Origin of the sequence: Castellaniella sp. (assembly GCF_049673105.1) — a bacterium.
GTDB lineage: Bacteria > Pseudomonadota > Gammaproteobacteria > Burkholderiales > Burkholderiaceae_B > Castellaniella.
The window spans coordinates 139878-162615 of the sequence record NZ_JBATXG010000032.1 but is presented as its reverse complement, the minus strand read 5'-3'; the positions used below and the strand labels follow the sequence as shown (position 1 = coordinate 162615).

Sequence of the window (22738 nt, the reverse complement as noted above, 5' to 3'; positions counted from 1 at the left end):
GCCTACGGATGCGCGGCGCCACGCAGGCCGCGCCTTAGGGGGAAGGACGGCGCCGGCGCCAATTGCACCGCGACATGGGTCCCTGTACAGTAAGGTCTGACCAGACCACAAACTACCCAAGGGCTGCAACGCATTCGCGCATGCACGCCATCGCTCAGTGAACCGCAATACCCGCCCCCCGATCGCCTGCAACCAGTGTGCGCACTTTCATATCACTTATGATCCACACTTGCCCTATGGCTGCCACGCAATGGGTTTCAAAAGTCACCGTCTGCCCGAACACGAAGTCCGGGAAACCACTGGCCACGTCTGCCTGAGTTTTTCCCCGAAAGAACCCCGGCAACGCGCCCCATGACCCACGACGATGCCTGACACCCACATGAAGACCTCTTTTTCGCCGTATCGCCGCAGCCTGCTGGGTCTATTCGCCGGGGCCTGCCTGCCCGTCTCATCGCGGGCGGCCACACCCCCTGTGTTTACCGTGCAGACAGAGCCTTCGCTGGCCCACTGCATCGCGCTGCTGCATACCGCGCTGGACGCCGCCGGATTCCCAGCCAAGCTGGTCAACGCGCCGCATACGTCCGAAACACGCAATCTGCATGAAACTGGCGCCGGGCGCATCCACATCACCTTACTGCCGGTGTCGCCGCCCCGCCTGACCTTGGTGCGCGAAGGCCGCCTGAGGATGATCCCCATCCCCCTGGAGCGCGGCTTGCTGGGCTGGCGCACAGCCTTTGTGCTGCAAAACCAGGTCGAACAACTGGCTCGCATCCGCGACCTGAAAGACTTGCGCACCCTGACCATCGGCCAAGGCTCGGGTTGGTGGGATGCGGACATCTACCGCAAGGCCGGCATCACCACCCGCGAAGTCCAGGCCTGGCGCAACGGAGAATTCGCCGAACAAATGCAGGCCGGGGTCATCGACCTGTTTCCCATGGGGATGGAAGAATCCCTAAGCTATTTTCTGCCGCACTTTCGCCAACGCTATCCGCAACTGGCGCTGGATAAGACCCTGCTGCTGCGCTACCCATGGTACCGTTTCGTCTGGGTGTCCCCCCACCCCAGCGCTGACGATCTGTACCAGGCACTGCAAAAAGGCTTTGATCTTATCAGCGGCGACGATCAGTTCGAGGCGATCTGGTCCCGGACGCGCCAACTGCCGCCTGCGGAATCCTGGCAAGACCGCACCGTCATCGACCTGGAAAACCCTTTTTACAGCTCGGACATCGTGCCAGAGCGCTACCGGCATCTGTTGCTACGCCCCCAGACATCGTGACGCCCCCCCAGAAACTCTATACACGGTTCTTGCGCCAGCTGGTGCCCCTGCTGGCGCTGGCCTTTCTTTTGGCCGCCACGGTGACAGCCGGGCTGCATTACCAAGGCCAGCGCACAGAAGCCGACAAGCAGCGCAGTCAGACCCTGGAGACGCTCTCTCGTGTGCTGATCAAGCCGCTGTGGGACTGCAACAGCCTGACCGCCCACGGCATCCTGCACGCCATGACTTTGCAGCCCGACGTGCGGGGGGTCAGCGCACTGGACCAATGCGCCCAGAAGCGGATTCAGGCGGGCGAATTACCCAAACCGGGCGACAAAGACACCTTGAGCACCCCGCTGTCCTATATCGATGAAACTGGCCGCGCCCACGCATTGGGCGAACTGCACATCGCCTTTGCACCCATTTCAGTCTTTACCGCTGCCGCCCAAGGCCTGATGCCGCAACTGGCGGTCTTTCTGTCGATGCTGGCTGCCGTGCTGGCCGGCGCGCTCTGGATCTTCAACCGCACCATCGGGCAACCGCTCTTGCAACTGCGCCAGGCCATGCGCAAACACCAGACACTGGAACCAATTCCCGTGCATTGGACGGAAGAGCTCACCGAAGTTACCCAGACGTACAACACCCAACTGCAAGAGCTGCGCCGCCAGGCGCGGCGTGACCCGCTGACGGGGCTGGGCAACCGTTTACTACTGGAAGAACATCTGGATCGCGCCATCCGCCATACCAAGCGCACGGGGCTACCCGGTCATGTCCTGCTGCTGGATCTGAATCGGTTCAAACCCATCAACGACACGTTCGGCCATGCCGCCGGAGACGAGGTGCTACGCACGGTCGCGCGGCGCCTGCTGGCCTGCGTGCGCGATGTCGACACCGTGGCCCGCCTGGGCGGCGACGAGTTCGTCATCATTCTCACCCCCTACTCGCCTCCCCCAGACGCACAGGACGCCGCCGCGCTGGCCACGCGCATCAAACATGCCTTGACGCAGCCTATTGTCTGGCAGGGCACCCCAATACACATCACCATCAGCATCGGACTGGCGCAGTTCCACCGGGGGAATGAAACCCCGGCCGCCCTGCTGGCACAGGCCGACACGGACATGTATAGCGAAAAACCAGGGCGCAATCGCCGCTGAGCCCGTCGCCTACCACATCAGGTCATCGGGAATGGCGTACTCGGCGTAAGGGTCGTCCTCATCCGCCACCGTGCTGGTCTTGGGGACCCGCACCACGGATGAAGGATCCCGTTCTGCAATTTTGTCCGCGACCACCTTGGGCACCAGTTCCACGACATCACCCAGACGGACAATCACCAGATGCCCGGCCACCAGCTGCGCCCTGACGGCAGCCGAGACGAATAAGCGTTCAATCTTTGTGCCGTAGGTATAGTTGTAGGCGATCTCGCCGGCGCCTTTGGCCTGGCGGGATTGCTGCACCATCTGCACAATTTGCGCCATGATCGCCTTTTGCTTGGCGGCAGTATCTTGCTGAGCATTCAGCTCGCGCACCCTGTCGCGATGCTTCCGCTGCGCATCCAGCGCTGCTTCGCGCGCCTCGTCAATGCTCTGCTGACCGGTTTGGCGTTCGACCTTTTTCTGCCTGCTCTTTTCGTGGCTGACCCGCTTGGCCTTTTTAGTGTCGACCAGGCCGGCCTTCAAAAGCTGCTCTTGCAAGGAAACCATATTGTGCTCACTCCGTATGGATAGGGCCGCTCAGCCAAAAAATACGGATGGTACGATGCCACCGGACGCTTAGCAATTCGGGGCGGCCTGCTGGATTTGACCACCAGCATCGGGAAAAGACCACAACTTAGCCGGATGTCCGCCTTGCCTTGAGCTGCGTCCGGACGCCTTGACCGATCGACAGCGCCATCAGACCAATAATCACCAAAGCGACTGGCGTGGTAAACATGCTTTCCATCAACGCCGCCACACTGCCATGCTCCAGGGACAGCGCCCGCGCCAGCTCTCCTTCCGCCATGGAACCAAGGACCAAGCCCAGAACCAGAGGCTCGCGCGGCACGTCGAAGACCTTCATCAGATACCCCAGCATGCCCACCGCGAGCATGATCCATACATCCACCAACGATGTGTTCAAAGCATAAGAGCCGATGACGCCCAGCACGACAATCAAGGGTCCCAGTATCGATGCGGGTGTCTTGATCAGATTGGTGCCGAATTTGGCGACAAGAAAACCGATGGGGATAAAGGCAAGATTGGAGACGAACATGCTCATGATGAATGCATAGGTCACATCCATGTTCTGCGTAAAGAGCTCGGGGCCTGGCTTGAGACCATGAATCATCAACCCCCCGAGAAGCACTGCGGACACGGCATTGCCTGGAATTCCAAGAGTCAGGGTGGGGATCAATGAGCCACCGACAACCGCGTTATTGGCGGTTTCAGAGGACACGACGCCATCGGGATTTCCTTGCCCGAACGACGCCGGGTCTTTTGAGGTTTTCTTGACATGGTCGTACGCCAGGAACCCTGCAATGCTGGAACCCGCCCCAGGCACGATACCCACGATGATGCCGATGATCGAGGACTTGAACACGACCAGTTTGTGCCTGAAGATCTGCATCATCTGCCCGAAGACCCCCCGAACCTGCGTGCTCGCCGATTCAATGGGTCCCGTTTTTTCCACCAGGCTCGTGATGACTTCAGGGATCGAATACAGACCGATCAACGCCACCACGAGAGGCAGACCGCTGAACAGCTCTGGTATACCCATGGTGAAGCGCACGTCGCCAGTCACAGGATGCATGCCAATGGTGGCCAGGAACAGTCCTGCCACACCGGAAATGAAACCCTTGATCATATTTTGTTCTGACAAGGATGCAATGACAGACACTCCGAACAAGGCAATCAGAAAGTATTCCATCGGGCCGAACATCAAGGCCAGGGAAGCCAGCGGCGGAGCCAGGAACAGCAGCGCCACATTACTGAGGATGCCACCGATTGCTGATGCAGCAGTTGCCAACGCCAGAGCCAGACCCGCCTGGCCCTTTTTAGTCATTGGGAAGCCATCCAGCAAAGTGCTGCAGTTGGCCGGCGTCCCCGGAATATTGATCAGTACCGCACTGATGGCGCCGGCATAAGTAGACGAGCAGTAGATGGCGCCTAATAGCGACAATCCATAGACGGGCGGCATGCTGAAAGTCACCGGGACCAGCAGAGCAACCCCCATCGTACTGGTGAGCCCAGGCAAAGATCCGATCACAACCCCAAATACTGTTCCCAGAAAAATCAGGCCGATCACCATGGGGTCAAACAGAGCGGCAGACCCCACCATAATGCCGCTGAATATCGAATCCATTCACATGCTCCGATTGAACGCACTCATTAGATCAATAATCCCGCAGGCAGCCGGACACCAATCAGAACACTAAACAAGACATAGATGACCAGAAGGCAGGCAGCCGTGACTCCAAGCATGGAAGCTGCCTTATTGCGCCCGAAAAAGGCCATCGACCCACACAGAAAAAACGCTGTCGAAACAAAGTAACCGATATACTCAATCGCCAAAATATATGCTGACACGCCGACAAAGACTTGGATTGGAATCCAGATCCTTCTCGAGTCCTGCGACTGTTGCGCTGACGCCCCGCCCGATTGAACCGCGGCGCCACCAGGGAGACGCAACGCTCGAACCAGCAGCATCGCTGAAAAAACGCACTGCAAAACCATCAAGAACCGGGGAAACTGCACCGACTCGGATGGGTAATCATACGTGCCGTAGACCATAGATGCCGAAATGACAACCATCACGACGGCAAACAGAATTTCCTTATTTCTTGTGCGTATCGGCATTTTTTCTCCAGACGGAATCAACAAAAAGGGAGCTCATGACTTGAACCATTGCTGGAAGGCATTGGTTCCAGGCATCTGCCCCCTTTCCGCCGCTGACGGCTTACTTCAACAGTTCTTTCAAAGACTCTACCGCTTTCACCGATGCCTGTATCGTCGCTTCTGCCTTATTGCTATCCATATACTGGATCATCAAACCAAGCTGCGCAGCTTCCTTTTGAAAATCGGGTGACTCCGCAGTCTGCTTGCAAACGCTTTCCAGCTTGCCAATCCTGTCGGCCGGCACTCCCTTGGGTGCTGCAAGACCACGGATGGCCATCCCGACAGGCTCGATTGCCTTCCCGAGTTCAGCGGATGCGGTGGGCACATTGGGAATCGTTGCGATCGGCTCATCACTAAAAACAACCAGTGCCTTAAGTTTCCCGCTATCGATATAATTCTGCGCGGCGCTCAGGGTCGATGCGGCCATCTCCACCTTACTTCCCATCAGGGCCGTCAAGGCCGCATTCGAACCATTGAAAGGGACAAAATTCGTTTTTACGCCGAGGGCTTCCGTGGCGGACAGATGCTGCAGCTGGACGTTGCTTTGCGGACCGTCGCCCGCCACATTCAAGGGCTGTTTGGCCTTTTCAGCCGCCGCGACGAAAGACTTTCCAGACGTGTAAGGGCCATCGGCATTGACCACCCAGACGATGGGATCAACCTGAATATTGCAGATATAAGTAAAATCGGAAAGCTCGAACGGCGTATTGGGGCGCATTGCCTTGACCAGCACCATCGAAGGCAGACTGGTTGCGCCAATCGTATAGCCGTCAGGACGAGATTTTGCCAAAGTCGTCCAACCAATCTGACCACTGGCGCCAGGCTTATTCTCGATGACGAGAGTCTGCCCCATCACCTCACCTGCATGCTTGGCCATCAAGCGCAGCAAAATATCATTTCCCCCGCCCGCACCGAACGGCACGATCGCAAGCACGGATTTCTCTGGAAACGAGTCTTGTGCGACAGCGACAGAACCGCTGACGGCTGCCGCACCCAGGACAGAAGCTGTCACTGCCTTTACAAACATGGATCGGATGGATTGAGTACGCATGGAAGTCTCCTTGTTTATTTTTGGCCATTTTGAATGGCCTCATGATTCGTATCAGCGTTTCCCGGCGACTCAGCCAGGACGGATACGACACCAAACTACAACATCTGAAAATCATGAATCCTGCTTGCATATTTCCGAAACATCCAGAATATACATTTGCCTTTCAGATTCGTGAACCGAATCAATACAGATCTGCATACCATCCCGGCTCCAGCGCGGATGCAGATCGCAGCGGTTTTCCTTCTTCAAGCCCGGATCCGCATAAAAACTGCCAAGATCAATCCGCACATCCGTCTTGACGTCATAGAGAAAAAGCACCCGCTCATTGGTTTCAGAGTCTGGATAGGTATCGCTCAGCATCCAGCGCTGATCAACGGGAGAAAATGACATATGACCATTTTCAGTAAGAATCCCATTTCCAATGACACTCACCTTGGGCGGCAGCATGTCCCGATAGAGATGGTAGTGAATTTTCCCTTCATGCGGCCCCCAGACGATGATGTCTTCCGCCGACAGCCACAGCGGGTGAGAGATCTGATATTCGGATTTCTCATAATCATAAGTACCCACCGCATTCGGATCGAACCCCTCGGCCAGCTGTGGCAACGGATGATCCGAACACTCCAGCAAACGCATGTCGGAACCATCCAGATTCATGGTGATCAGACGATGCAAGAAGCAGGTTTCATCTTCAACCCTTTCCGTCCACCGATGCAGAAAAAGGCACCGCGAGGAAGAGGTATTGATTTCGATATGACTGACCCAATGGATTGCCTTTTCCATAGAGGGGACATAATGAAATGCCTTCAGATCGGCATAGCTGACTGCCAAGCGGTATTGGCCCGATTCCAGATTCAGACACCAGATGCCATCCTCGGATGGCGCATTCTCCATCGATTTGGGCGAATCATGTTCCACATATCCGATGGTTTCATGAGTGATCCACAGCCGACTGTAATTGACACACAGCGCATGCCGGCTATCCGGCGAAACGGAATAGACCGGAAGCGGAAGAACACGCTCTGAGCCATCCTTGACGTTGTAAATCACAGACTCAAAGCCCGGATACACTGCGTCCGGCCGAGGCGCCTGCGAACGGCGGTTGTAGATGAGCGAGAGGTCCTTGGCACCATCCAGCCACTGCAGCTGGCACCCCATCTGCCAGTTCCATGCCGTCGTCTTTCCCACCACCACGAAATCGTGGCCATTCGCCGAATCAAAGAACCCGATCTCGGCCTCAAGGTCCGGTGTCAGATTGCGATCCATGAACGGCACCCGATTACCCAGGATATAGCGCCCCGTATGATCCCAGACCGTTTTGTTGTAATAGCCAAAGAAGTGATGATGCGCAGAACCTCCTAGGCGCTGCGCTTTTCTGTAATTCCTGGTGATGGCGTTCTGAGTCATTGCAGTCATGTAGAAACTAGTGATGCAGCTATCCTATGATGCGCAATCTATACGATCAAATCATATTTCTTTGTCATCCTATTCAATTTTGATATAGTTTAGTACAAGCTTCTCCCAGCATGCTGGAAAACCCCAAGCTATCGAAAAAGCGATCCCTGAACGCGGCGCTGCGTCCCGCGCCGTCCGCCCAGAACCCATCCCCGCGCACACTATGGCAAGAAACCTAACTTTCAGTCAGATCGAGGCCTTCAAGGCGGTCATGGATGCCGGCACCACCACCAGGGCAGCGACGGTTTTGAACACGACGCAGCCCTCCATCAGCCGCAGACTCTCAGAATTACAATCCGCAAGCGGCCTCAAACTGTTCGACCTGCATCACGGTCGGCTACGGCCCACTGCCGAAGGCCGACATCTTTATCATTCGATTCTGCAACACTACTCAGGCCTCCAGAAGATCGAGACCCTGGTCGCGGTCATGCGAGAATCAGGCACTCAATCGCTGCGCATCGGATGCACCCCTTCGGTTGCCGCAGGGCTGCTGCCGCCAGTCATCAACGCCTTTTTGAAGCAATATCCAAATACACATATCAGCATCCAGACCCTGAGCACCCGGCAGCTGGAGGACTACCTGAACCAGGGTCTGATTGAAATGGCGATGGCCAGCGGCGAATTCATGCAGGGTGATTTCGCGACCGAGGTACTTAGCCGCACACCGGCAATCTGCGTCCTGCCGCTGCACCACCCGCTCGCACAGCACGACAGAATCAGTCTGGACATGCTGGCCAATGAGAAAATTCTATCCTTCAGCGAAACGGATGAATTGAGCGTGCGGATAAAACAGCAACTGGTGAAACACGGCCTGCCACAGGAATTCTCGATCCAGACGCCCTCCTCCATCACCGTTTGTGCGCTTGTGGCGGCTGGCAACGGCGTTGGAATCGTCACGCCCTATATTGCCGCGCCGTTCGCTGACCGGCTCGCCATTACGCAACTCGATCCAATCATCGAAGTCGACCTGCAACTTGCCATGCCGTCGCACACGGCCCCATCCATGCTGGTAGAGTGCTTCCTGGACCTGATGCGGCGAAGCGTCAAAGCAAATCACCTGCAAGCGGGCGTCCGATCAGCTCGCACGCAACGCCCTCCACGGAGCGACCCATGAACGATGGCATTGCGCCACGGCGCCCCCGTCCCGCCGGATCACGCGGGGCGGCAAAACCGCCATCTGCGCGAGCCCGCCTGCTCCTGCTGAACAAGCCGTTCGGTGTGCTGACGCAATTCAGCGACGATCAAGGGCGCGCCACGCTGAAGGATTTGGTGAATGTGCCCGATGTGTACCCAGCCGGGCGACTGGACCGTGACAGCGAGGGCCTGCTGCTGCTCACCAATGACGGTCAGTTGCAGGCGCGCATCGCCGACCCCCGCTGCAAGATGGCAAAGACCTATTGGGCGCAGGTAGAGGGTGAGCCGACCGATGCCCAATTGCGGCGCCTGCAAGACGGCGTCGATCTGAAGGACGGCCCCACCCTGCCCGCCCAGGCCCGCCGCCTGGCTGAACCCCAGCTATGGCCGCGCGATCCCCCGGTGCGTTTCCGCAAAAGCATCCCGACCGCCTGGCTGGAGCTCATCATCCATGAAGGCCGTAACCGTCAGGTGCGGCGCATGACGGCGGCGGTGGGCTTGCCGACCCTGCGCCTGGTGCGCATGCGCATCGGCCCCTGGAGCCTGGACGATCTGCCGCCGGGCGCATGGCGCGAGGTCAGGCTGTGACGTCCCCCCGCCATCTGATCCCGGAACACGAGATTGAATTCATCGCCATCCGCGCACAAGGCGCCGGCGGCCAGAACGTCAACAAGGTGTCCAGCGCCGTCCACCTGCGCTTCGACATCCAGGCGTCTTCGCTGCCCGAACCGATTCGCGAACGTCTGCTGAGCCTGCGCGATCATCGCATCACGGCAGCCGGCGTGATCGTGATCAAGGCGCAATCCAGCCGCAGCCAGATACACAATCGGCTGGAAGCGTTGGCGCGCCTGCAAGAGATCGTGGACCGGGCCAGCGCCCGCCCGACGATCCGGCGCCCCACCCGCCCCACGCTGGGGTCCAAACGCCGCCGCCAACAGGCCAAGACCGAGCGCAGCGCCACCAAGCAGCTGCGCGCCAAGGTCACAGGGTACTGAGCGCAGCCAGCGGCAAATTCATCTACGATATCCATTCCGCCCTGCCGCGGTGTTATTGAATCGAGTTCCCCGTGTCCCAAGCCTCCACGCAGCGGCCTGATCCGCTATGCATTCTTCCTGCCGGCGATGCGCCGGCCCAGCTTTTTGTCGTGCTGCACGGCGAATCCGCCGAGCCGAGCCAGATGCTGGACGCGGTGGCCGCCATCCGCCAGGCATTCCCACTGGCCGTGATCATCCAGCCGTACGGGCCGTTCGGCGCGCAAGCCGACCGACGCTGGATCGCTGACGCCGCCCCGGATGCGCACGCCTACGTCGGGCTGATTGCGGATGCCGGCGCCGCCCTGGCGCGCGACGTGGCCGCCTGGCAAAGCCACCACGGCTTGAGCGGCGAGCAGACCGCTCTGCTTGGATTTTCGGAAGGCGCCGCCGTGGCGCTAGAAGCCGTGTGTTCGGCCCCAGGGCTGGCGGGCCGGGCGCTGCTGTTCGGCACGCGCTTTGCCACCCTGCCCGACACCGCGCCCCGCGCCACCACGCTGCATCTACTGCATGGCGCACAAGACCGCATCGCCCCGTTGGATCAGGCTCGTCAGGTGCACGCGCAACTGGCGGAACTGCAGGGCGATGTGACACTGGACATCGCCTCGGGCGTTGGCCACGAGCTGCATGCCGCCCTGATCCGGCAAGCCATCACCCGGCTGCAGACCTGCGTGCCCCTGCGCAGCTGGGAACAAGCCGAGGGCAAGCCTGCGTTGCGCATCGATGAATACAGCGCCGACGACCCGCTGGGCGGCGCACGCCCCGGTTCCAGCACGCTGCATTAGCGACCCAGCACCGCAAACGCCAGGCAGACAAGACACATGACGGCATTCTTCGAACCAGACCAGGACAACAACAGCACAGCGATCGCCCGTGTGCTGGCGGGCAGCCTGCAGGTGCTGACCTTCCCCAGCGCCAGCCACGTCTACAACCCGCTGATCTACATGTGGTCGGCGCATCGTGAATACCTGCAGCGATACGGCAGCATAAAGGGCCGGATCCTGCTGGTGGGCATGAACCCCGGTCCCTGGGGCATGGCGCAGACCGGAGTGCCCTTCGGCCAGGTCGCCATGGCGCGCGACTGGTTGGGGATCGAAAAGCCTTTGGGCGGCCCCTTGCCGGAGCAGCACGAGAAATACCCGATTGCAGGTTTCGCCTGTCACCGCATCGAAGGCAGCGGCGATCGCTTCTGGGGCTGGGCACAGCAGCGCTTCAACAGCGCCGACCGGTTCTTCCAGGACGTCTTTGTCTGGAACTACTGCCCCTTGCTGTTTCTGCGCAACAACCGCAACCTGATCCCCGAACAACTGCACAAGGCCGAACGCGAACCCTTGTTCGGCCTGTGTGATGCCGCGCTGGGCGCCGTCATTCACGCGATCAGACCGCGCGTGGTCATCGGCATCGGTCGCTTTGCGCATGGCCGTGCGCAAAGCATCGTCGGCGAGCTCGTGCCCACGGCCTACCTGCTGCACCCCAGCCCGGCCAATCCCACCGCCAATCGGGGCTGGGCGGACATCGCGGATCAAACGCTGGCGCCCTGGCTGTAAGCCGGCGGCCATGCGCCAAGGCTGCGCAGCCAGCCTGATCAAGCCCCCGAAGGCGGTTGCAAGGCGATGATGGACATTCCCAGCAGCGCAATCCCCGCCCCCGCCAGATCCCATCGAGTCAGCGCCACCCCATCGACGACGCGCAGCCACACCAGCGCCACGGCAATATACATCCCGCCATAGGCCGCATACGTGCGGCCCGCCGCGCTCGGATGCAAAGTCAGCAGCCACGCGAACAAGCCCAGTGACAGGGCTGCGGGCACCAGCAGCCAGGCCGATCGATCCTGCTTCAGGACCAGCCACGGCAGATAGCAGCCGACGATTTCAGCCACTGCCGTGATGGCGAACAGCGCGGCGATTTTCAAGATATCCAGGTCAGGCTCCTTAAGGCGGAAATTTAGTTTATGCCCTCAGGTCATAAAAAGCATGACAAAATGCCCTGATACCTTGAACCAGGAGACACCATGCAACGCGATACCATCGCCATCCACGGCGGTTTTGCCGGCGACCCCCAGACGCACTCCGTCGCCGTGCCGATCTACCAGACCACAAGCTATTACTTTGATGATACCCAGCATGGCGCCGATCTCTTTGATCTGAAGGTCGCGGGCAATATCTATACCCGCATCCAGAATCCCACCACCGACGTCCTGGAAAACCGGGTCGCCCAACTAGAGGGTGGCGCAGCGGGCCTGGCCTTTGCGTCCGGCATGGCCGCCATCACTGCCTGCGTGCTGACCGTCGCCAAGGCGGGCGACAACATTATTGCGACCAGCCAGGTCTACGGCGGGACGTATACCTTTTTGCGCCACACGCTGAAAGACCTGGGCATCGAAGCCCGTCTGGTCGATGGCCGCGATCCAGACGCCTTTGCCCGCGCCATCGATGACCGCACCCGCCTGGTGTACTGCGAATCGGTCGGCAATCCCGCCGGCAATGTGGTGGACATCGCCGCCCTGGCCGACATCGCTCACGCCAAGGGCATCCCCCTGGCCGTGGACAATACCGTCCCCACGCCCGCTCTGTGCCGCCCCATTGAACACGGCGCCGACATCGTCATCCATGCGCTGACCAAATATCTCGGCGGCCACGGCACCAGCATCGGCGGCATCCTGATCGATGCCGGTCGTTTCCCCTGGAAGGACAATCCGCGCTTCCCGCAATTCAACCAGCCGGAACCCGCGTACCACGGAGTGATCTATGCGGATGACTTTGCCGCCGTGCCGTTTGCCGGTCGCGCGCGCACCGTCGCCCTGCGCAATACGGGCGGGGCGATTTCGCCTTTCAACGCCTTCCTGATTCTGCAAGGCATCGAAACCCTCGGGCTGCGCATGGAACGCCACTGCCAGAATGCGCTGGCGCTGGCCCGCCATCTGCAACAGCACCCCAAGGTCAACTGGGTCAATTTCGCCGGGCTGTCGGACAATCGGGACTACGCCCTGGCGCAGAAATACATCGACGGCGGCATTCCTTCGTCGTTGTTCAGCTTTGGGGTCAAAGGCGGGATCGAGGCTTGCACACGCTTCATGGACCAGCTGCAATTGGTCAAGCGCCTGGTGAACATCGGCGACGCCAAGACGCTGGCCTGCCATCCCGCCACCACCACCCACCGCCAATTGACGGACGAGGAACTGAAGGCCGCCGGCGTCAGCACCGATCTGGTTCGCCTGTGCGTGGGCATCGAGCACATCGACGACCTGATCGCCGACGTCGATCAGGCGCTGGCGGCGGCCTGATCGACGGCCCCTCGCCCAGGGGCCGCAAGACGCATTACCTGCTACAATCCCGCCGTCATCGGGGAGTAGCCGCTCTTCTGTCCAGAAGAGGCTGACGTCAACACACTTGACCCACCGGTCATGGCGTCAGCGGTTGTCATACTTGGCAAGACCTTTGACCACCCTGCATCCGTCCTGGCCGGACATGCGCGGTGGTCAATTGTTTCTTGTCCGGCCTGGGAACCCTCATGGAAGCCTTGTTCGTTTCGACCGGCGTCGTCGCCCTTGCGGAAATCGGTGACAAGACACAGCTGCTCGCCTTCATCCTCGCCGCACGCTTCAAAAAACCGCTGCCCATCATTCTGGGCATTCTGGCTGCTACCCTGGTCAACCACGGCCTGGCCGGCGCCCTGGGCGCCTGGATCATGTCGGCGGTCAATCCCGATATCCTGCGCTGGTTGCTGGGATTTTCATTCATCGGCATGGCGATCTGGACCCTGATCCCCGACAAGATAGACGATGACGAGGCTCAGATCGCCAAACGCTTCGGGATTTTCGGCGCCACGCTCATCACGTTCTTCCTGGCCGAAATGGGGGATAAAACCCAGATCGCCACGATTGCCCTGGCAGCGCATTACGGCGCCCCGATCCTGGTGGTCATCGGCACGACCCTGGGCATGCTGATCGCCGATGTCCCCGCTGTCTTCGTCGGCGACAAATTCGCCGCCAAGATCCCGATGAAGCTGGTGCACTCGATTGCGGCCGCCGTCTTTGCCGGCCTGGGCATCGCGACACTGCTGGGCGCGGGATCGATACTGGACGGCGCATGACGCTGCGCCGTTCTTTCAGGTGATGTCGTCCGTGCGCAGCCAGCCGGTCAGGCTCCAGCGCGGCGCACGGGCCGGCAGCACTTCGTGGGGCATGACGCCGCTGACGAACACCGCCAGCCGGGCGCCCAGCGGCGCAAAGCGATGGATTTCCTCATCGGGCTGATAGGGGTTGTACAAACAGAGTTCTCCCCCGTTCCGGGGGTCCCAAGCCTCGTTCAGGTACAGCACGATCGAGACTTTTCGGTGGTCGCTGCCGCGGTGCTGATCGATATGCTTTTTGTAGCCAGCGCCCGAATCGTAGCGTGCAAAATGAAATTCCTGGCTGCGCAAGCCCATGCCGTAGCGCTCGTTGAGCACCTGCCGCAAGCCGGCCATCCAGGCAAAAAACGGATGATCGGCCAGGTCGGAACCGGGCGGCACCCAGCAGATGGCGTCTCCGCGCACCGAAGGCTGACGGGCATCATGGTCGCTGCGGCCGATCTCGCCGCCGGAGAACTGTCCCGATTCCCAGCGCTGCCGCGCCTGCGCCAGCAGATCCGCCTGCCAGACGGCAGGGATGGCCGCATCGGACACCGCCCACCCCTGTTGGTTCAATAAGCGGATGATCTCGTCATAGTCGGTCATAGAGGTCCACTGCTCGGGTCACCATCATCAATCGAAAACATCACCAGCCACATGCAGCGGCGCAACCGTTACAGCCACTTGATGCGGCGAAACTTCCAGTACAACAGGCCACACACCAATCCCGTCCCCGCCAGCATGGCCGGATAGCCATAGGCCCAACTGAGTTCCGGCATATCGTGGAAATTCATGCCGTAGACACCCGCCACCGCGGTGGGCACCGCCAGAATGGCGGCCCAGGCAGCCAGCTTGCGGGTGATGTCGGTCTGCTGCATCTGATTGATCATCATGCTGGCCTCGAAGGCGAACGCCAGGGCTTCACGCAATCCTGCAAAACCCTCGACGACACGCTGGATGCGGTCGGCCACTTCGCCGAAATACCCCTGAATGTCGGGGTCGATGTTGCGCGCGCCGACCCGCGCCAATCGGCGGCAGATTTCCACCAATGGCGCAACCGCAGCCTGCACACGCAGCAGGTCCCGACGCAGACGGTACAGATGGCGAATGTCCTTTTCCTGAAAGCTGCGCAGCAGAAACTGGCGCTCGATGCCTTCGACCCTGGCCTCCATGTGGTTCAGCGCCTCGACATAGCGATCCGCCAGCAGATCCAGCAAGGCGGACGCCACGTAGTCGCTGCCGCGCCCCAGGAATTCCGGCGACTCGGCCAGCAGGCCGCGCAGTTCCCGATGCGAACCGACGGCATTGCGGCGAATGGTCAGCAGATAGCCGGGACCGATCAGGATCTGGGTGTCCCCGAAACTGGGCCGATCTCGGGAGACTTCGGCGGTGATGGCGACGATCAGGGTCAGGTGGTCATATTCGATGACCTTCGGACGCCGATGAGGCGCGATGATTTCCTCGATGGCGCGTTCTGGCAACCCCAGGCGTGCACCGATCGCTTGCAGCAGCGGCTCGGCGGGATCTTTCAGCCCCACCCATAACAGGCCGTCGTCGGAAGCCGCCACCCCCAAGTCATCCAGACCGACTTCCTGCTGCGCGCCATCCGGCGCATACCGGACGGAGGCCACCGCAGATTGCCGAAAAGCGTCTTCCAGACTGGCGAACGCGTCTGCCGCCACTGCGTCATCGCTCATGAAGCGTCTCCTTGGGCACGAACTGCCATCCGCCCCTCCTATGCGTCGCCGGGCAAACGCGCCGGGCCGGGCATGTCATCCGCGTCAGGAATCACCGCCTGCAGGCGCTGCACCTCGATGTCGGCATGCATGGGTTCCAGGTCCGGCATCTGCTTATTGGCCTTGGCCGAGAGTTCGGCAAAGCGATTGACCTTGCCGTACAAGCCCTGCTGGCCCGCCACTGCCGTGACCGTGCTGTTGTAGTGCGTGCTGACGGTATTCAGGGCATTGCCCAATTTCTGCAGACGTTCGGCTACCGTGGCCACCTGGTTGTACAGGCCGCCGGCCATGTCGCTCAGCGCCCTGGTCTGTTCGTTGCTGCGGGCGATCATCCACAGATTCGCGACCGTGCGCAGGATCGGCATCAAGGTGGTGTGCGACACCATGATCACATTCTGGCGGTAGCCATAGTCGAACAGATCGCGGTTGTGTTTCATGGCCTCGATGTAGGCGGGTTCGATGGGCATGAACATCAGCACGAAACTGGGGCTCTTCAGGCCGATCAGATTGCTGTAGTCCTTGCGGGCCAGATCGTCGATATGATGGCGCACCGCCTGCACATGCGCCACCAGCGCCGCTTCGCGCTCGGCATCGGTCTGCGCCGCGATGGCACGATCGTAGTCCACCAGCGAGACCTTGCTGTCGATCACCATATGCTTGTCGTCGGGCAGCTTGATGACAAAATCGGGCTGCAAACGGTTGCCCGATTCATCGCGGAAGCTGGCCTGGGCCTGGTAATGATCCCCCGACACCAGACCGGCCAACTGCAGGCTGCGTTCGAGTTGAATTTCCCCCCAGTTGCCGGTCGTCTTTTTGTCGCCCTTCAGCGCAGTCGCCAGGGTGTTGGCCTCGGTGCTCATTTTCAGGCCGATATCCAGCACGCGGCGGATTTCCGCCCCCAACTGCGTCTGCCCGCGCAAGGACGCATCGTGGATTTCATTGACGCGCTTCTGAAAGCCATCGATCTGTTCCCGGAAAGGGCGCAACAGCCCGTCCAGAGAGGTCTGGTTGGTCTGGGCGAAAGCCTTGCCTTTTTCTTCCAGGACCTGATTCGCCAGATTCTGAAATTCTGCGCGCATGGCGGTCTTGGACTGCTCGAATGCTTGCTTCAGTTCCTGGATGAGCGCCAGTTTTTCCTGGTGCACCGCCTGCAGGCGGGTCAATTCCAGATCCCGTTCCTGGGCCAATGTCCGGCTATCGTCCAGATTCTTCAGGGATTGCGCCAGATCGATTCGCAGCTGTTCGATCTGCTGCGCCTGCGCCGCCTGCTGCGCATCCAGGCGGATACGCTCGGCGGTCTGTTGCGCGAGATCAGCCGCCAGGGACAGCGCACGACGGCGCGCCAGCCACCACCCCGCCAGACCGCCCAGCAGCAAGGCCAGCGCCCATCCGGATAGGGCTTCGAGGGGAAACGAGGTCACGATACGATCCTGGGATGGGAGAAACCCACATCATCGCACACCCCAGGCGGGCATCAAGCCAAAGACAGGGTACTGCTAGGTTCCGCGGCCTGCTGCCGCAAGCCGTTGGGGTCCGTATCCACAAACTGGGGGATGACGGCCCGCACATGGCTGTGCAGCCCCCGGATCAGGCGCACAGCGCCTTCGGGCAGATCATGGGTCAGTTGAGATACCACGCCAATGCGATAGTGGATATCGGACAGCACCGGTCGCAATACCACCCCGCCCAGCATGCCGCCCTGAGTGGTAAAGGGATCAATCAAGCCTACCCCCATCCCTGCCCGCACCATGGCCAATGCCGTCTGCTGGCTGCCGACTTCGATGTGGCGACGGGTGCCGCCGGCCGTGGCCTGCGCCAGGCTGTTCGTCAGGTGGTAGCGCATACGGTAGCGGCTGAGCAGCGTGATGACATCGGTATCGCGGATATCATCCAGCCGCACGGCATCCTGGGCAGCCAAGACATGCCCCGCCGGCAAAGCCAGCAAGCACGGCGCCTGCCCGCACCAATGCACCCGCAGCCCAACGGTATCGATAGGCAGGTTGATCAGGGCAAAATCGGCGCGGCCTTCCAGAATTTCCTGCGGCACGACTTCGTGCACGACTTCTTCCAGGATCAGTGTCTGGCGAAACACCGGATTGAACCGGTCGATCCGGGCCAAAGCATCGGGCAATAGCCCACGCGCCAGATCCGAGGTCGCCAGGATACGCAAAGGACGCACCTGCCCGTTGCGCATGCCCAGCACGCGAGCTTCCAGCTGTTGCAGGTCCGCCAGAATGCCCCGGACCTCGCGGTAGAATTCAGCGCCGGATTCAGTCAGCGTGATGTTGGGGCGAGTGCGCTCGAACAGGATAAAGCCCAGCTCGCCTTCCAGATCACCGATCTGACGGCTGACGACGGGCTGGGAGCGCCCCAGCATGCGACCGGCAGCGGTCACACTGCCGCTGGAGACCACGGCATTGAGCGCCTCGAGTTGGCGGATTTCCATAAGGACACGGGATAGGAGCGGCAGCCGCGGACGACGCGCCCCCACAGATTGGGGCTAATGGTGCTGCCATATTAATTCGAGCGGCGTACACCAAAGCAGTGATCAAGCGTTGGAAAAGTTTCTTCCCGCACCGATTGGGCATATTCCCGCGCGGCATCCCGGATGACCTGGCCGGCATCGGCAAAGCGGCGGGCGAATTTGGGAATCCGATCGCCGCTCAGCCCCAGGATGTCTTCGGTCACCAGGATCTGGCCGTCGCAGGCGGGCGAGGCACCGATGCCGATGGTGGGGATGTCCAGGCCGGCGGTGATGTCGCGCGCCAGCGGCTCGCTGATGCCTTCCAGCACGATACCGAACGCCCCGGCCTGGGCATGCGCCTGCGCGTCTTCCCGGATGCGCTGGGCGGCGGCGTCCGACATGCCCTGGGCCTTGAATCCGCCCATGGTGTTCACGTACTGCGGCATCAGGCCCACATGCGCCAGCACGGGGATGCCTCGGTCCACCAGGAAGCGGGTGGTTTCCGCCATGACCTGGCCGCCTTCCAGCTTGACGCCGGCGACGCCGCTGGCTGCCAGCATGTCCGCCGCGCTGGCAAAGGCCTGGGCCGGAGACTGCTGGTAGCTGCCGAAAGGCATGTCCACGATCACGCAAGCCAGCTGGGTGGCCCGCACGACGGCAGCCGCATGCGCCGCCAGGGTCTGCGTCGTGATCGACAAGGTGTCGGGCAAGTCATAGCCCACCATCGCCGTAGAATCCCCCACCAGAATCATATCGACGGATTCGTCCAGCAGGCGGGCGATGGGCGCAATATAGGCAGTCAGCGCGGCAATCTTGCGTGTCCCTTTGTAAGACATCAGCTGGGGAACAGTGACGCGTTGCGCCTGGCTATGTACACTCATTGGTCTACCCTAGAAAAAAGAATCATTGTCGGCCATCGCAGGTCTTCAGGGCCAGTGGCTGCCTCATTACGGAGACCACTATGTCATCCAACCAACCTTACCTGACGTTCCATGATGGCCGCCGCGTGCCGCAGTTGGGCCTGGGCACCTGGCAAGTGACAGGCGAGGACACCGCACCCGCTGTCCAGGCGGCTGTCGAGGCCGGCTATCGGGCCATCGACACAGCATACATCTACTACAACGAGGCGGAAGTCGGCCAGGGCATCGCCCGCTGCGGCGTGCCGCGCGAAGACCTGTTCGTGACGACCAAGCTCTGGAACAACCGACACGACCGGGACAGCGCCAAATCAGCCCTGCAGGAAAGCCTGGATCGCCTGCAACTGGACTACGTAGACCTGTATCTGATCCACTGGCCGGTCCCCAAGGAAAGCCGCTACCTGGAAGCCTGGGAAGCTCTGATTCAGCTGCACGACGACGGGCGGGCGAAATCCATCGGCGTCTGCAATTTCCAGATGCATCACCTGCAAAAACTGCTGGACAAGACCGGCGTGCTGCCCGTCGTCAACCAGATCGAACTGCATCCGTATTTTCAGCAGACCGAACTGCGGGCCTATCATGCCGACCACGACATCCTGACCGAAGCCTGGAGCCCGCTTGGTCAGGGGCAGGTGCTACAGGACCCGGTGATCCAGGAACTGGCCCATCAGCTGCAGGCCACCCCGGCGCAGATCATCTTGCGCTGGCACATCCAGATGGGCCACATGGTGATCCCGAAATCCTCCCATGCGGACCGCATCCGGGAAAATTTCAATCTCTGGAATCTGCATCTGGACGACGCAGCCATGGCCCGCATCGCAGCGCTGGACCGCGCCGACGGTCGTATCGGCCCTGATCCCGAGCTATTTCATGTCATGAAGGGATAGCCGACCGCGCAATGGTCCCCCGTGGACCATTGCGCGCCTGCATCATCAGAGCGGCCTGCAGGCCGCTTTTTTTAGTTCAACAGCTGCCGGATTGCGTACTGCAGAATCCCGCCGTGACGATAGTAGGCAGCCTCGCTGGGCGTATCGATGCGCACCAGCGCGTCGAATTCCACATCGCCGGCTTTGACGTGCACGGTCTTGGGGGTCTTGCCGTCGTTGAAGGCTTCGATCCCGGTGATTTCGAAGGTTTCCTTGCCGCGCAGACCCAGTGAATCCGCATTCTGGCCTTCCGGGAACTGCAGCGGCAACACCCCCATGCCGATCAGGTTGGAGCGGTGAATCCGTTCGTAGGATTCAGCGATGACAGCCCGCACGCCCAACAGCACCGTGCCCTTGGCCGCCCAGTCGCGCGACGAACCGGAACCGTATTCCTTGCCCGCCAGAATGACCAGCGGGATGCCGGCTTTCTGGTAGTTTTGCGAGGCATCAAAAATCGTCGCGACGGGAGCGCCGTCCTGGGTGAAGTCGCGTGTCCAGCCGCCTTCGGTATCCGGGGCGATCTGGTTGCGCAAGCGCACATTGGCAAAGGTGCCGCGGATCATGACCTCGTGATTGCCGCGCCGCGACCCATAAGAATTGAAGTCCTTGGGTTGCACGCCCTGCGACTGCAGGTATTGCGCAGCCGGGGAATCCTTGGCGATCGAACCGGCGGGACTGATGTGATCGGTCGTGACCGAATCGCCCAGTTTGGCCAGGACCCTGGCGCCCCGGATGTCGTGCACCGGATCGGGGGCGCGGCGCATGCCCTCGAAGTACGGCGGATTGCGCACATAGGTGGATGCCGGATCCCAGTGATACAAATTGCCTTCCGGAGTCGGCAGATCGCGCCATGCATCATTGCCGGCGAACACGTCTGCATAGCCGTGCTTGTACATATCCGCCGTAATCGAGGACTGGATGACGTCCTGGACTTCCTGGCTGCTGGGCCAGATGTCGCGCAGATAGACGTCCTTGCCGTTTTGATCCTGGCCCAGCGGGGATTGGTACAGATCGAAGTCCATCGATCCGGCCAGGGCATAGGCCACCACCAGCGGCGGGGACATCAGGTAGTTCATCTTGACTTCGGAGTGGATGCGCCCTTCGAAGTTACGATTGCCCGACAGGACGGACGTGACGGCCAGATCATGGGAACGGACGGCCTCGGAGACTTCCGGGATCAGCGGACCGGAATTTCCGATACAGGTCGTGCAGCCATAGCCCACCAGGTTGAAGCCCAGGGCATCCAGATACTGCATCAAACCGGATTTTTCGTAGTAGTCCGTGACGACGCGGGATCCAGGAGCCAGCGATGTCTTGACCCAGGGTTTGCGTTTCAGACCGCGCTCTACCGCCTTTTTCGCCAGCAGACCGGCCGCCACCATCACAGCCGGGTTCGACGTGTTGGTGCAGGACGTGATGGCGGCAATCGCCACCGCCCCATGATCGATTTCGAAATCGATACCGTCGTTCAAGTGGACTGCCGCGGGATTGGAAGCAGTCGACCCCGGCAAAGCGGCCAGGGATTTCTGGAAGGATGGCCGGGATTCGGTCAGCAAAATGCGATCCTGCGGACGCTTGGGTCCGGCGATGGATGGCACGACCGTGCCCAGATCAAGTTCCAGGCGTTCGGAATAGGCGGGTTCGTGCTGCGGGTCGTGCCACAGCCCCTGTGCCTTGGCATAGGCTTCGACCAGCGCGACCTGCTCGGCGGACCGTCCGGTGAAGCGCATGTAGTTCAGGGTTTCGTCATCAATCGGGAAAATCGAGATTGTGGAGCCGTATTCCGGGCTCATGTTGCCGATGGTGGCGCGATTGGCCAGCGGCACCGCCGCCACCCCCTGGCCGTAGAATTCCACGAATTTACCCACCACGCCATGCTTGCGCAGCATGTCGGTAATCGTCAGCACCAGATCGGTGGCGGTGGTGCCTTCAGGCAGGGCGCCAGACAGTTTGAAGCCCACGACACGCGGGATCAGCATGGAAATCGGCTGGCCCAGCATGGCGGCCTCGGCCTCGATGCCGCCCACGCCCCAGGCCACCACGCCCAGGCCGTTGACCATCGGGGTATGTGAGTCGGTGCCCACACAGGTGTCGGGATAGGCCTCGGTGACGCCATCGACCTGGCGGGTGAACACGCCCCTGGCCAGGTGTTCCAGGTTGACCTGGTGGACAATGCCGGTGCCCGGCGGCACAACACGGAAGCCATCGAATGCGGTCTGGCCCCAGCGCAGGAACTGGTAGCGTTCGACGTTGCGTTGATATTCGATTTCGACGTTGCGGCGATAGGAATCGTTGTGCCCGAAGTCGTCGACGATCACCGAGTGATCGATCACCAGCTCGACGGGCGCCAGCGGATTGATGCGGCTGGGTTCGCCGCCCAGGGCCTTCATGGCCTGACGCATCGCGGCCAGATCGACCACTGCAGGCACACCGGTAAAGTCCTGCAGAATGACCCGCGCCGGGGTGAAGGAGATTTCGCGGTTGGGCTGGGCATTCGGGTCCCAGGATGCCAGCGCGCGGATGTCATCAGCGGTAACGTCGCCGCCGTCTTCGGTGCGCAGCAGGTTTTCCAGCAGGATCTTCAGGCCGTACGGCAGCCGGGAGGGGTCCAGTCCGTGATCTTTCAGTGCCCCAAGCCGGTAGATATGGTAGGGCTTGCCCCCCACATCCAAGGTTGTCCGTGCGCCGAAACTATTAGGGTGAGCCATTGCAAGTCCTCCTGGAATTCGTCGTATCGAAGCCGGCCAGCCCTGAAAGCAACACCAGGCCGACCCTATCCAATCCATCTTA

At 60.7% G+C, this 22738-nt stretch carries 22 protein-coding genes and 1 riboswitch; of the genes, 10 read left to right on the top strand and 12 right to left on the bottom strand.

What is annotated here, in order from left to right; all coding sequences use genetic code 11:
• The first annotated feature begins 379 nt into the window (after positions 1 to 379).
• Both WBF69_RS12525 and WBF69_RS12520 read left to right on the top strand, forming a co-directional pair.
• Positions 380 to 1276: an amino acid ABC transporter substrate-binding protein gene (locus tag WBF69_RS12525; RefSeq protein ID WP_424264478.1), complete on the top strand. Its 897-nt coding sequence runs from the start codon at positions 380 to 382 to the stop codon at positions 1274 to 1276.
• Positions 1273 to 2409 (top strand): GGDEF domain-containing protein, encoded by a 1137-nt coding sequence (locus WBF69_RS12520; protein WP_424264477.1) that lies wholly within the window; start codon positions 1273 to 1275, stop codon positions 2407 to 2409. The genes WBF69_RS12525 and WBF69_RS12520 overlap by 4 nt, the downstream gene beginning before the upstream one ends.
• A gap of 9 nt (positions 2410 to 2418) precedes the next feature.
• On the opposite strand, the gene WBF69_RS12515 is transcribed toward WBF69_RS12520, so the two are convergent.
• The 5 genes from WBF69_RS12515 to WBF69_RS12495 all read right to left on the bottom strand — a co-directional run bounded on the left by WBF69_RS12515 (position 2419) and on the right by WBF69_RS12495 (position 7582).
• Positions 2419 to 2955 carry a DUF2058 domain-containing protein gene (locus WBF69_RS12515; protein WP_424264476.1) on the bottom strand — a complete coding sequence of 179 codons (537 nt, stop codon included), beginning with the start codon at positions 2953 to 2955 and terminating at the stop codon, positions 2419 to 2421.
• Between the two features lie 127 nt (positions 2956 to 3082).
• On the bottom strand, positions 3083 to 4591 hold the full coding sequence (locus WBF69_RS12510; RefSeq protein ID WP_424264475.1) for a tripartite tricarboxylate transporter permease: 1509 nt from the start codon (positions 4589 to 4591) through the stop codon (positions 3083 to 3085).
• Between the two features lie 26 nt (positions 4592 to 4617).
• Positions 4618 to 5085: a tripartite tricarboxylate transporter TctB family protein gene (locus tag WBF69_RS12505; protein WP_424264474.1), complete on the bottom strand. Its 468-nt coding sequence runs from the start codon at positions 5083 to 5085 to the stop codon at positions 4618 to 4620.
• A gap of 100 nt (positions 5086 to 5185) precedes the next feature.
• Positions 5186 to 6175, bottom strand: coding sequence for a tripartite tricarboxylate transporter substrate binding protein (locus WBF69_RS12500; protein WP_424264473.1), 990 nt, complete (start codon positions 6173 to 6175; stop codon positions 5186 to 5188).
• Between the two features lie 111 nt (positions 6176 to 6286).
• Entirely contained in the window at positions 6287 to 7582 is a 1296-nt protein-coding gene (locus WBF69_RS12495) for a hypothetical protein (protein ID WP_424264472.1), read from the bottom strand.
• A gap of 211 nt (positions 7583 to 7793) precedes the next feature.
• On the opposite strand from WBF69_RS12495, the gene WBF69_RS12490 reads away from it, so the two are divergent.
• The 5 genes from WBF69_RS12490 (at position 7794) to WBF69_RS12470 (ending at position 11342) form a co-directional block, all read left to right on the top strand.
• Entirely contained in the window at positions 7794 to 8744 is a 951-nt protein-coding gene (locus WBF69_RS12490; RefSeq protein WP_424264471.1) for a LysR family transcriptional regulator, read from the top strand.
• Entirely contained in the window at positions 8741 to 9352 is a 612-nt protein-coding gene (locus WBF69_RS12485) for a pseudouridine synthase (protein ID WP_424264470.1), read from the top strand. The genes WBF69_RS12490 and WBF69_RS12485 overlap by 4 nt, the downstream gene beginning before the upstream one ends.
• A complete protein-coding gene (arfB, locus tag WBF69_RS12480; protein WP_424264469.1) occupies positions 9349 to 9759 on the top strand; it encodes an alternative ribosome rescue aminoacyl-tRNA hydrolase ArfB in 411 nt (136 codons plus the stop codon). The genes WBF69_RS12485 and arfB overlap by 4 nt, the downstream gene beginning before the upstream one ends.
• A gap of 71 nt (positions 9760 to 9830) precedes the next feature.
• Positions 9831 to 10580 carry an esterase gene (gene ypfH / locus WBF69_RS12475; protein ID WP_424264468.1) on the top strand — a complete coding sequence of 250 codons (750 nt, stop codon included), beginning with the start codon at positions 9831 to 9833 and terminating at the stop codon, positions 10578 to 10580.
• 36 nt (positions 10581 to 10616) lie between these two features.
• Entirely contained in the window at positions 10617 to 11342 is a 726-nt protein-coding gene (locus tag WBF69_RS12470; protein ID WP_424264467.1) for a uracil-DNA glycosylase family protein, read from the top strand.
• 38 nt (positions 11343 to 11380) lie between these two features.
• Here the strand turns inward: WBF69_RS12470 and WBF69_RS12465 are convergent, their stop codons facing one another.
• On the bottom strand, positions 11381 to 11716 hold the full coding sequence (locus WBF69_RS12465; RefSeq protein ID WP_424264504.1) for a YnfA family protein: 336 nt from the start codon (positions 11714 to 11716) through the stop codon (positions 11381 to 11383).
• A gap of 90 nt (positions 11717 to 11806) precedes the next feature.
• On the opposite strand from WBF69_RS12465, the gene WBF69_RS12460 reads away from it, so the two are divergent.
• Together WBF69_RS12460 and WBF69_RS12455 are read left to right on the top strand one after the other, a co-directional pair.
• On the top strand, positions 11807 to 13078 hold the full coding sequence (locus tag WBF69_RS12460; protein WP_424264466.1) for an O-acetylhomoserine aminocarboxypropyltransferase/cysteine synthase family protein: 1272 nt from the start codon (positions 11807 to 11809) through the stop codon (positions 13076 to 13078).
• Between the two features lie 48 nt (positions 13079 to 13126).
• Positions 13127 to 13303: riboswitch (yybP-ykoY riboswitch) on the top strand.
• Between the two features lie 2 nt (positions 13304 to 13305).
• The gene (locus tag WBF69_RS12455; RefSeq protein WP_424264465.1) at positions 13306 to 13887 is read left to right on the top strand and encodes a TMEM165/GDT1 family protein; all 582 of its coding nucleotides are present in this window, start codon (positions 13306 to 13308) and stop codon (positions 13885 to 13887) included.
• A 15-nt stretch (positions 13888 to 13902) separates the two neighbouring features.
• On the opposite strand, the gene WBF69_RS12450 is transcribed toward WBF69_RS12455, so the two are convergent.
• From WBF69_RS12450 to panB, 5 genes are all read right to left on the bottom strand, one after another.
• A complete protein-coding gene (locus WBF69_RS12450) occupies positions 13903 to 14511 on the bottom strand; it encodes a 2OG-Fe(II) oxygenase (protein ID WP_424264464.1) in 609 nt (202 codons plus the stop codon).
• 68 nt (positions 14512 to 14579) lie between these two features.
• On the bottom strand, positions 14580 to 15602 hold the full coding sequence (locus WBF69_RS12445) for a magnesium and cobalt transport protein CorA (protein WP_424264463.1): 1023 nt from the start codon (positions 15600 to 15602) through the stop codon (positions 14580 to 14582).
• 38 nt (positions 15603 to 15640) lie between these two features.
• The gene (locus WBF69_RS12440) at positions 15641 to 17062 is read right to left on the bottom strand and encodes a DNA recombination protein RmuC (RefSeq protein ID WP_424264462.1); all 1422 of its coding nucleotides are present in this window, start codon (positions 17060 to 17062) and stop codon (positions 15641 to 15643) included.
• Positions 17063 to 17115: 53 nt separating this feature from the next.
• Positions 17116 to 18087 (bottom strand): LysR family transcriptional regulator, encoded by a 972-nt coding sequence (locus tag WBF69_RS12435; protein WP_424264461.1) that lies wholly within the window; start codon positions 18085 to 18087, stop codon positions 17116 to 17118.
• 71 nt (positions 18088 to 18158) lie between these two features.
• Positions 18159 to 18986, bottom strand: a complete 828-nt coding sequence (panB, locus tag WBF69_RS12430; protein ID WP_424264460.1) for a 3-methyl-2-oxobutanoate hydroxymethyltransferase — start codon at positions 18984 to 18986, stop codon at positions 18159 to 18161.
• Positions 18987 to 19066: 80 nt separating this feature from the next.
• Between panB and WBF69_RS12425 the strand changes: the two genes are divergently transcribed.
• A complete protein-coding gene (locus WBF69_RS12425) occupies positions 19067 to 19909 on the top strand; it encodes an aldo/keto reductase (RefSeq protein WP_424264459.1) in 843 nt (280 codons plus the stop codon).
• A gap of 71 nt (positions 19910 to 19980) precedes the next feature.
• Here the strand turns inward: WBF69_RS12425 and acnA are convergent, their stop codons facing one another.
• Complete coding sequence (gene acnA, locus WBF69_RS12420) at positions 19981 to 22656, bottom strand: aconitate hydratase AcnA (protein ID WP_424264458.1); 2676 nt, start codon at positions 22654 to 22656, stop codon at positions 19981 to 19983.
• Positions 22657 to 22738: the final 82 nt, after the last annotated feature.

What these genes read in the sequence shown, in the direction of transcription:
- WBF69_RS12525 (WP_424264478.1), top strand. Translation starts at nt 380, where the DNA reads ATGAAGACCTCTTTTTCGCCGTATCGCCGCAGCCTGCTGGGTCTATTC.
- WBF69_RS12515 (WP_424264476.1), bottom strand. Translation starts at nt 2,955, where the DNA reads ATGGTTTCCTTGCAAGAGCAGCTTTTGAAGGCCGGCCTGGTCGACACT.
- WBF69_RS12510 (WP_424264475.1), bottom strand. Translation starts at nt 4,591, where the DNA reads ATGGATTCGATATTCAGCGGCATTATGGTGGGGTCTGCCGCTCTGTTT.
- WBF69_RS12505 (WP_424264474.1), bottom strand. Translation starts at nt 5,085, where the DNA reads ATGCCGATACGCACAAGAAATAAGGAAATTCTGTTTGCCGTCGTGATG.
- WBF69_RS12500 (WP_424264473.1), bottom strand. Translation starts at nt 6,175, where the DNA reads ATGCGTACTCAATCCATCCGATCCATGTTTGTAAAGGCAGTGACAGCT.
- WBF69_RS12495 (WP_424264472.1), bottom strand. Translation starts at nt 7,582, where the DNA reads ATGACTCAGAACGCCATCACCAGGAATTACAGAAAAGCGCAGCGCCTA.
- WBF69_RS12490 (WP_424264471.1), top strand. Translation starts at nt 7,794, where the DNA reads ATGGCAAGAAACCTAACTTTCAGTCAGATCGAGGCCTTCAAGGCGGTC.
- WBF69_RS12485 (WP_424264470.1), top strand. Translation starts at nt 8,741, where the DNA reads ATGAACGATGGCATTGCGCCACGGCGCCCCCGTCCCGCCGGATCACGC.
- WBF69_RS12470 (WP_424264467.1), top strand. Translation starts at nt 10,617, where the DNA reads ATGACGGCATTCTTCGAACCAGACCAGGACAACAACAGCACAGCGATC.
- WBF69_RS12460 (WP_424264466.1), top strand. Translation starts at nt 11,807, where the DNA reads ATGCAACGCGATACCATCGCCATCCACGGCGGTTTTGCCGGCGACCCC.
- WBF69_RS12455 (WP_424264465.1), top strand. Translation starts at nt 13,306, where the DNA reads ATGGAAGCCTTGTTCGTTTCGACCGGCGTCGTCGCCCTTGCGGAAATC.
- WBF69_RS12450 (WP_424264464.1), bottom strand. Translation starts at nt 14,511, where the DNA reads ATGACCGACTATGACGAGATCATCCGCTTATTGAACCAACAGGGGTGG.
- WBF69_RS12445 (WP_424264463.1), bottom strand. Translation starts at nt 15,602, where the DNA reads ATGAGCGATGACGCAGTGGCGGCAGACGCGTTCGCCAGTCTGGAAGAC.
- WBF69_RS12435 (WP_424264461.1), bottom strand. Translation starts at nt 18,087, where the DNA reads ATGGAAATCCGCCAACTCGAGGCGCTCAATGCCGTGGTCTCCAGCGGC.
- panB (WP_424264460.1), bottom strand. Translation starts at nt 18,986, where the DNA reads ATGAGTGTACATAGCCAGGCGCAACGCGTCACTGTTCCCCAGCTGATG.
- WBF69_RS12425 (WP_424264459.1), top strand. Translation starts at nt 19,067, where the DNA reads ATGTCATCCAACCAACCTTACCTGACGTTCCATGATGGCCGCCGCGTG.
- acnA (WP_424264458.1), bottom strand. Translation starts at nt 22,656, where the DNA reads ATGGCTCACCCTAATAGTTTCGGCGCACGGACAACCTTGGATGTGGGG.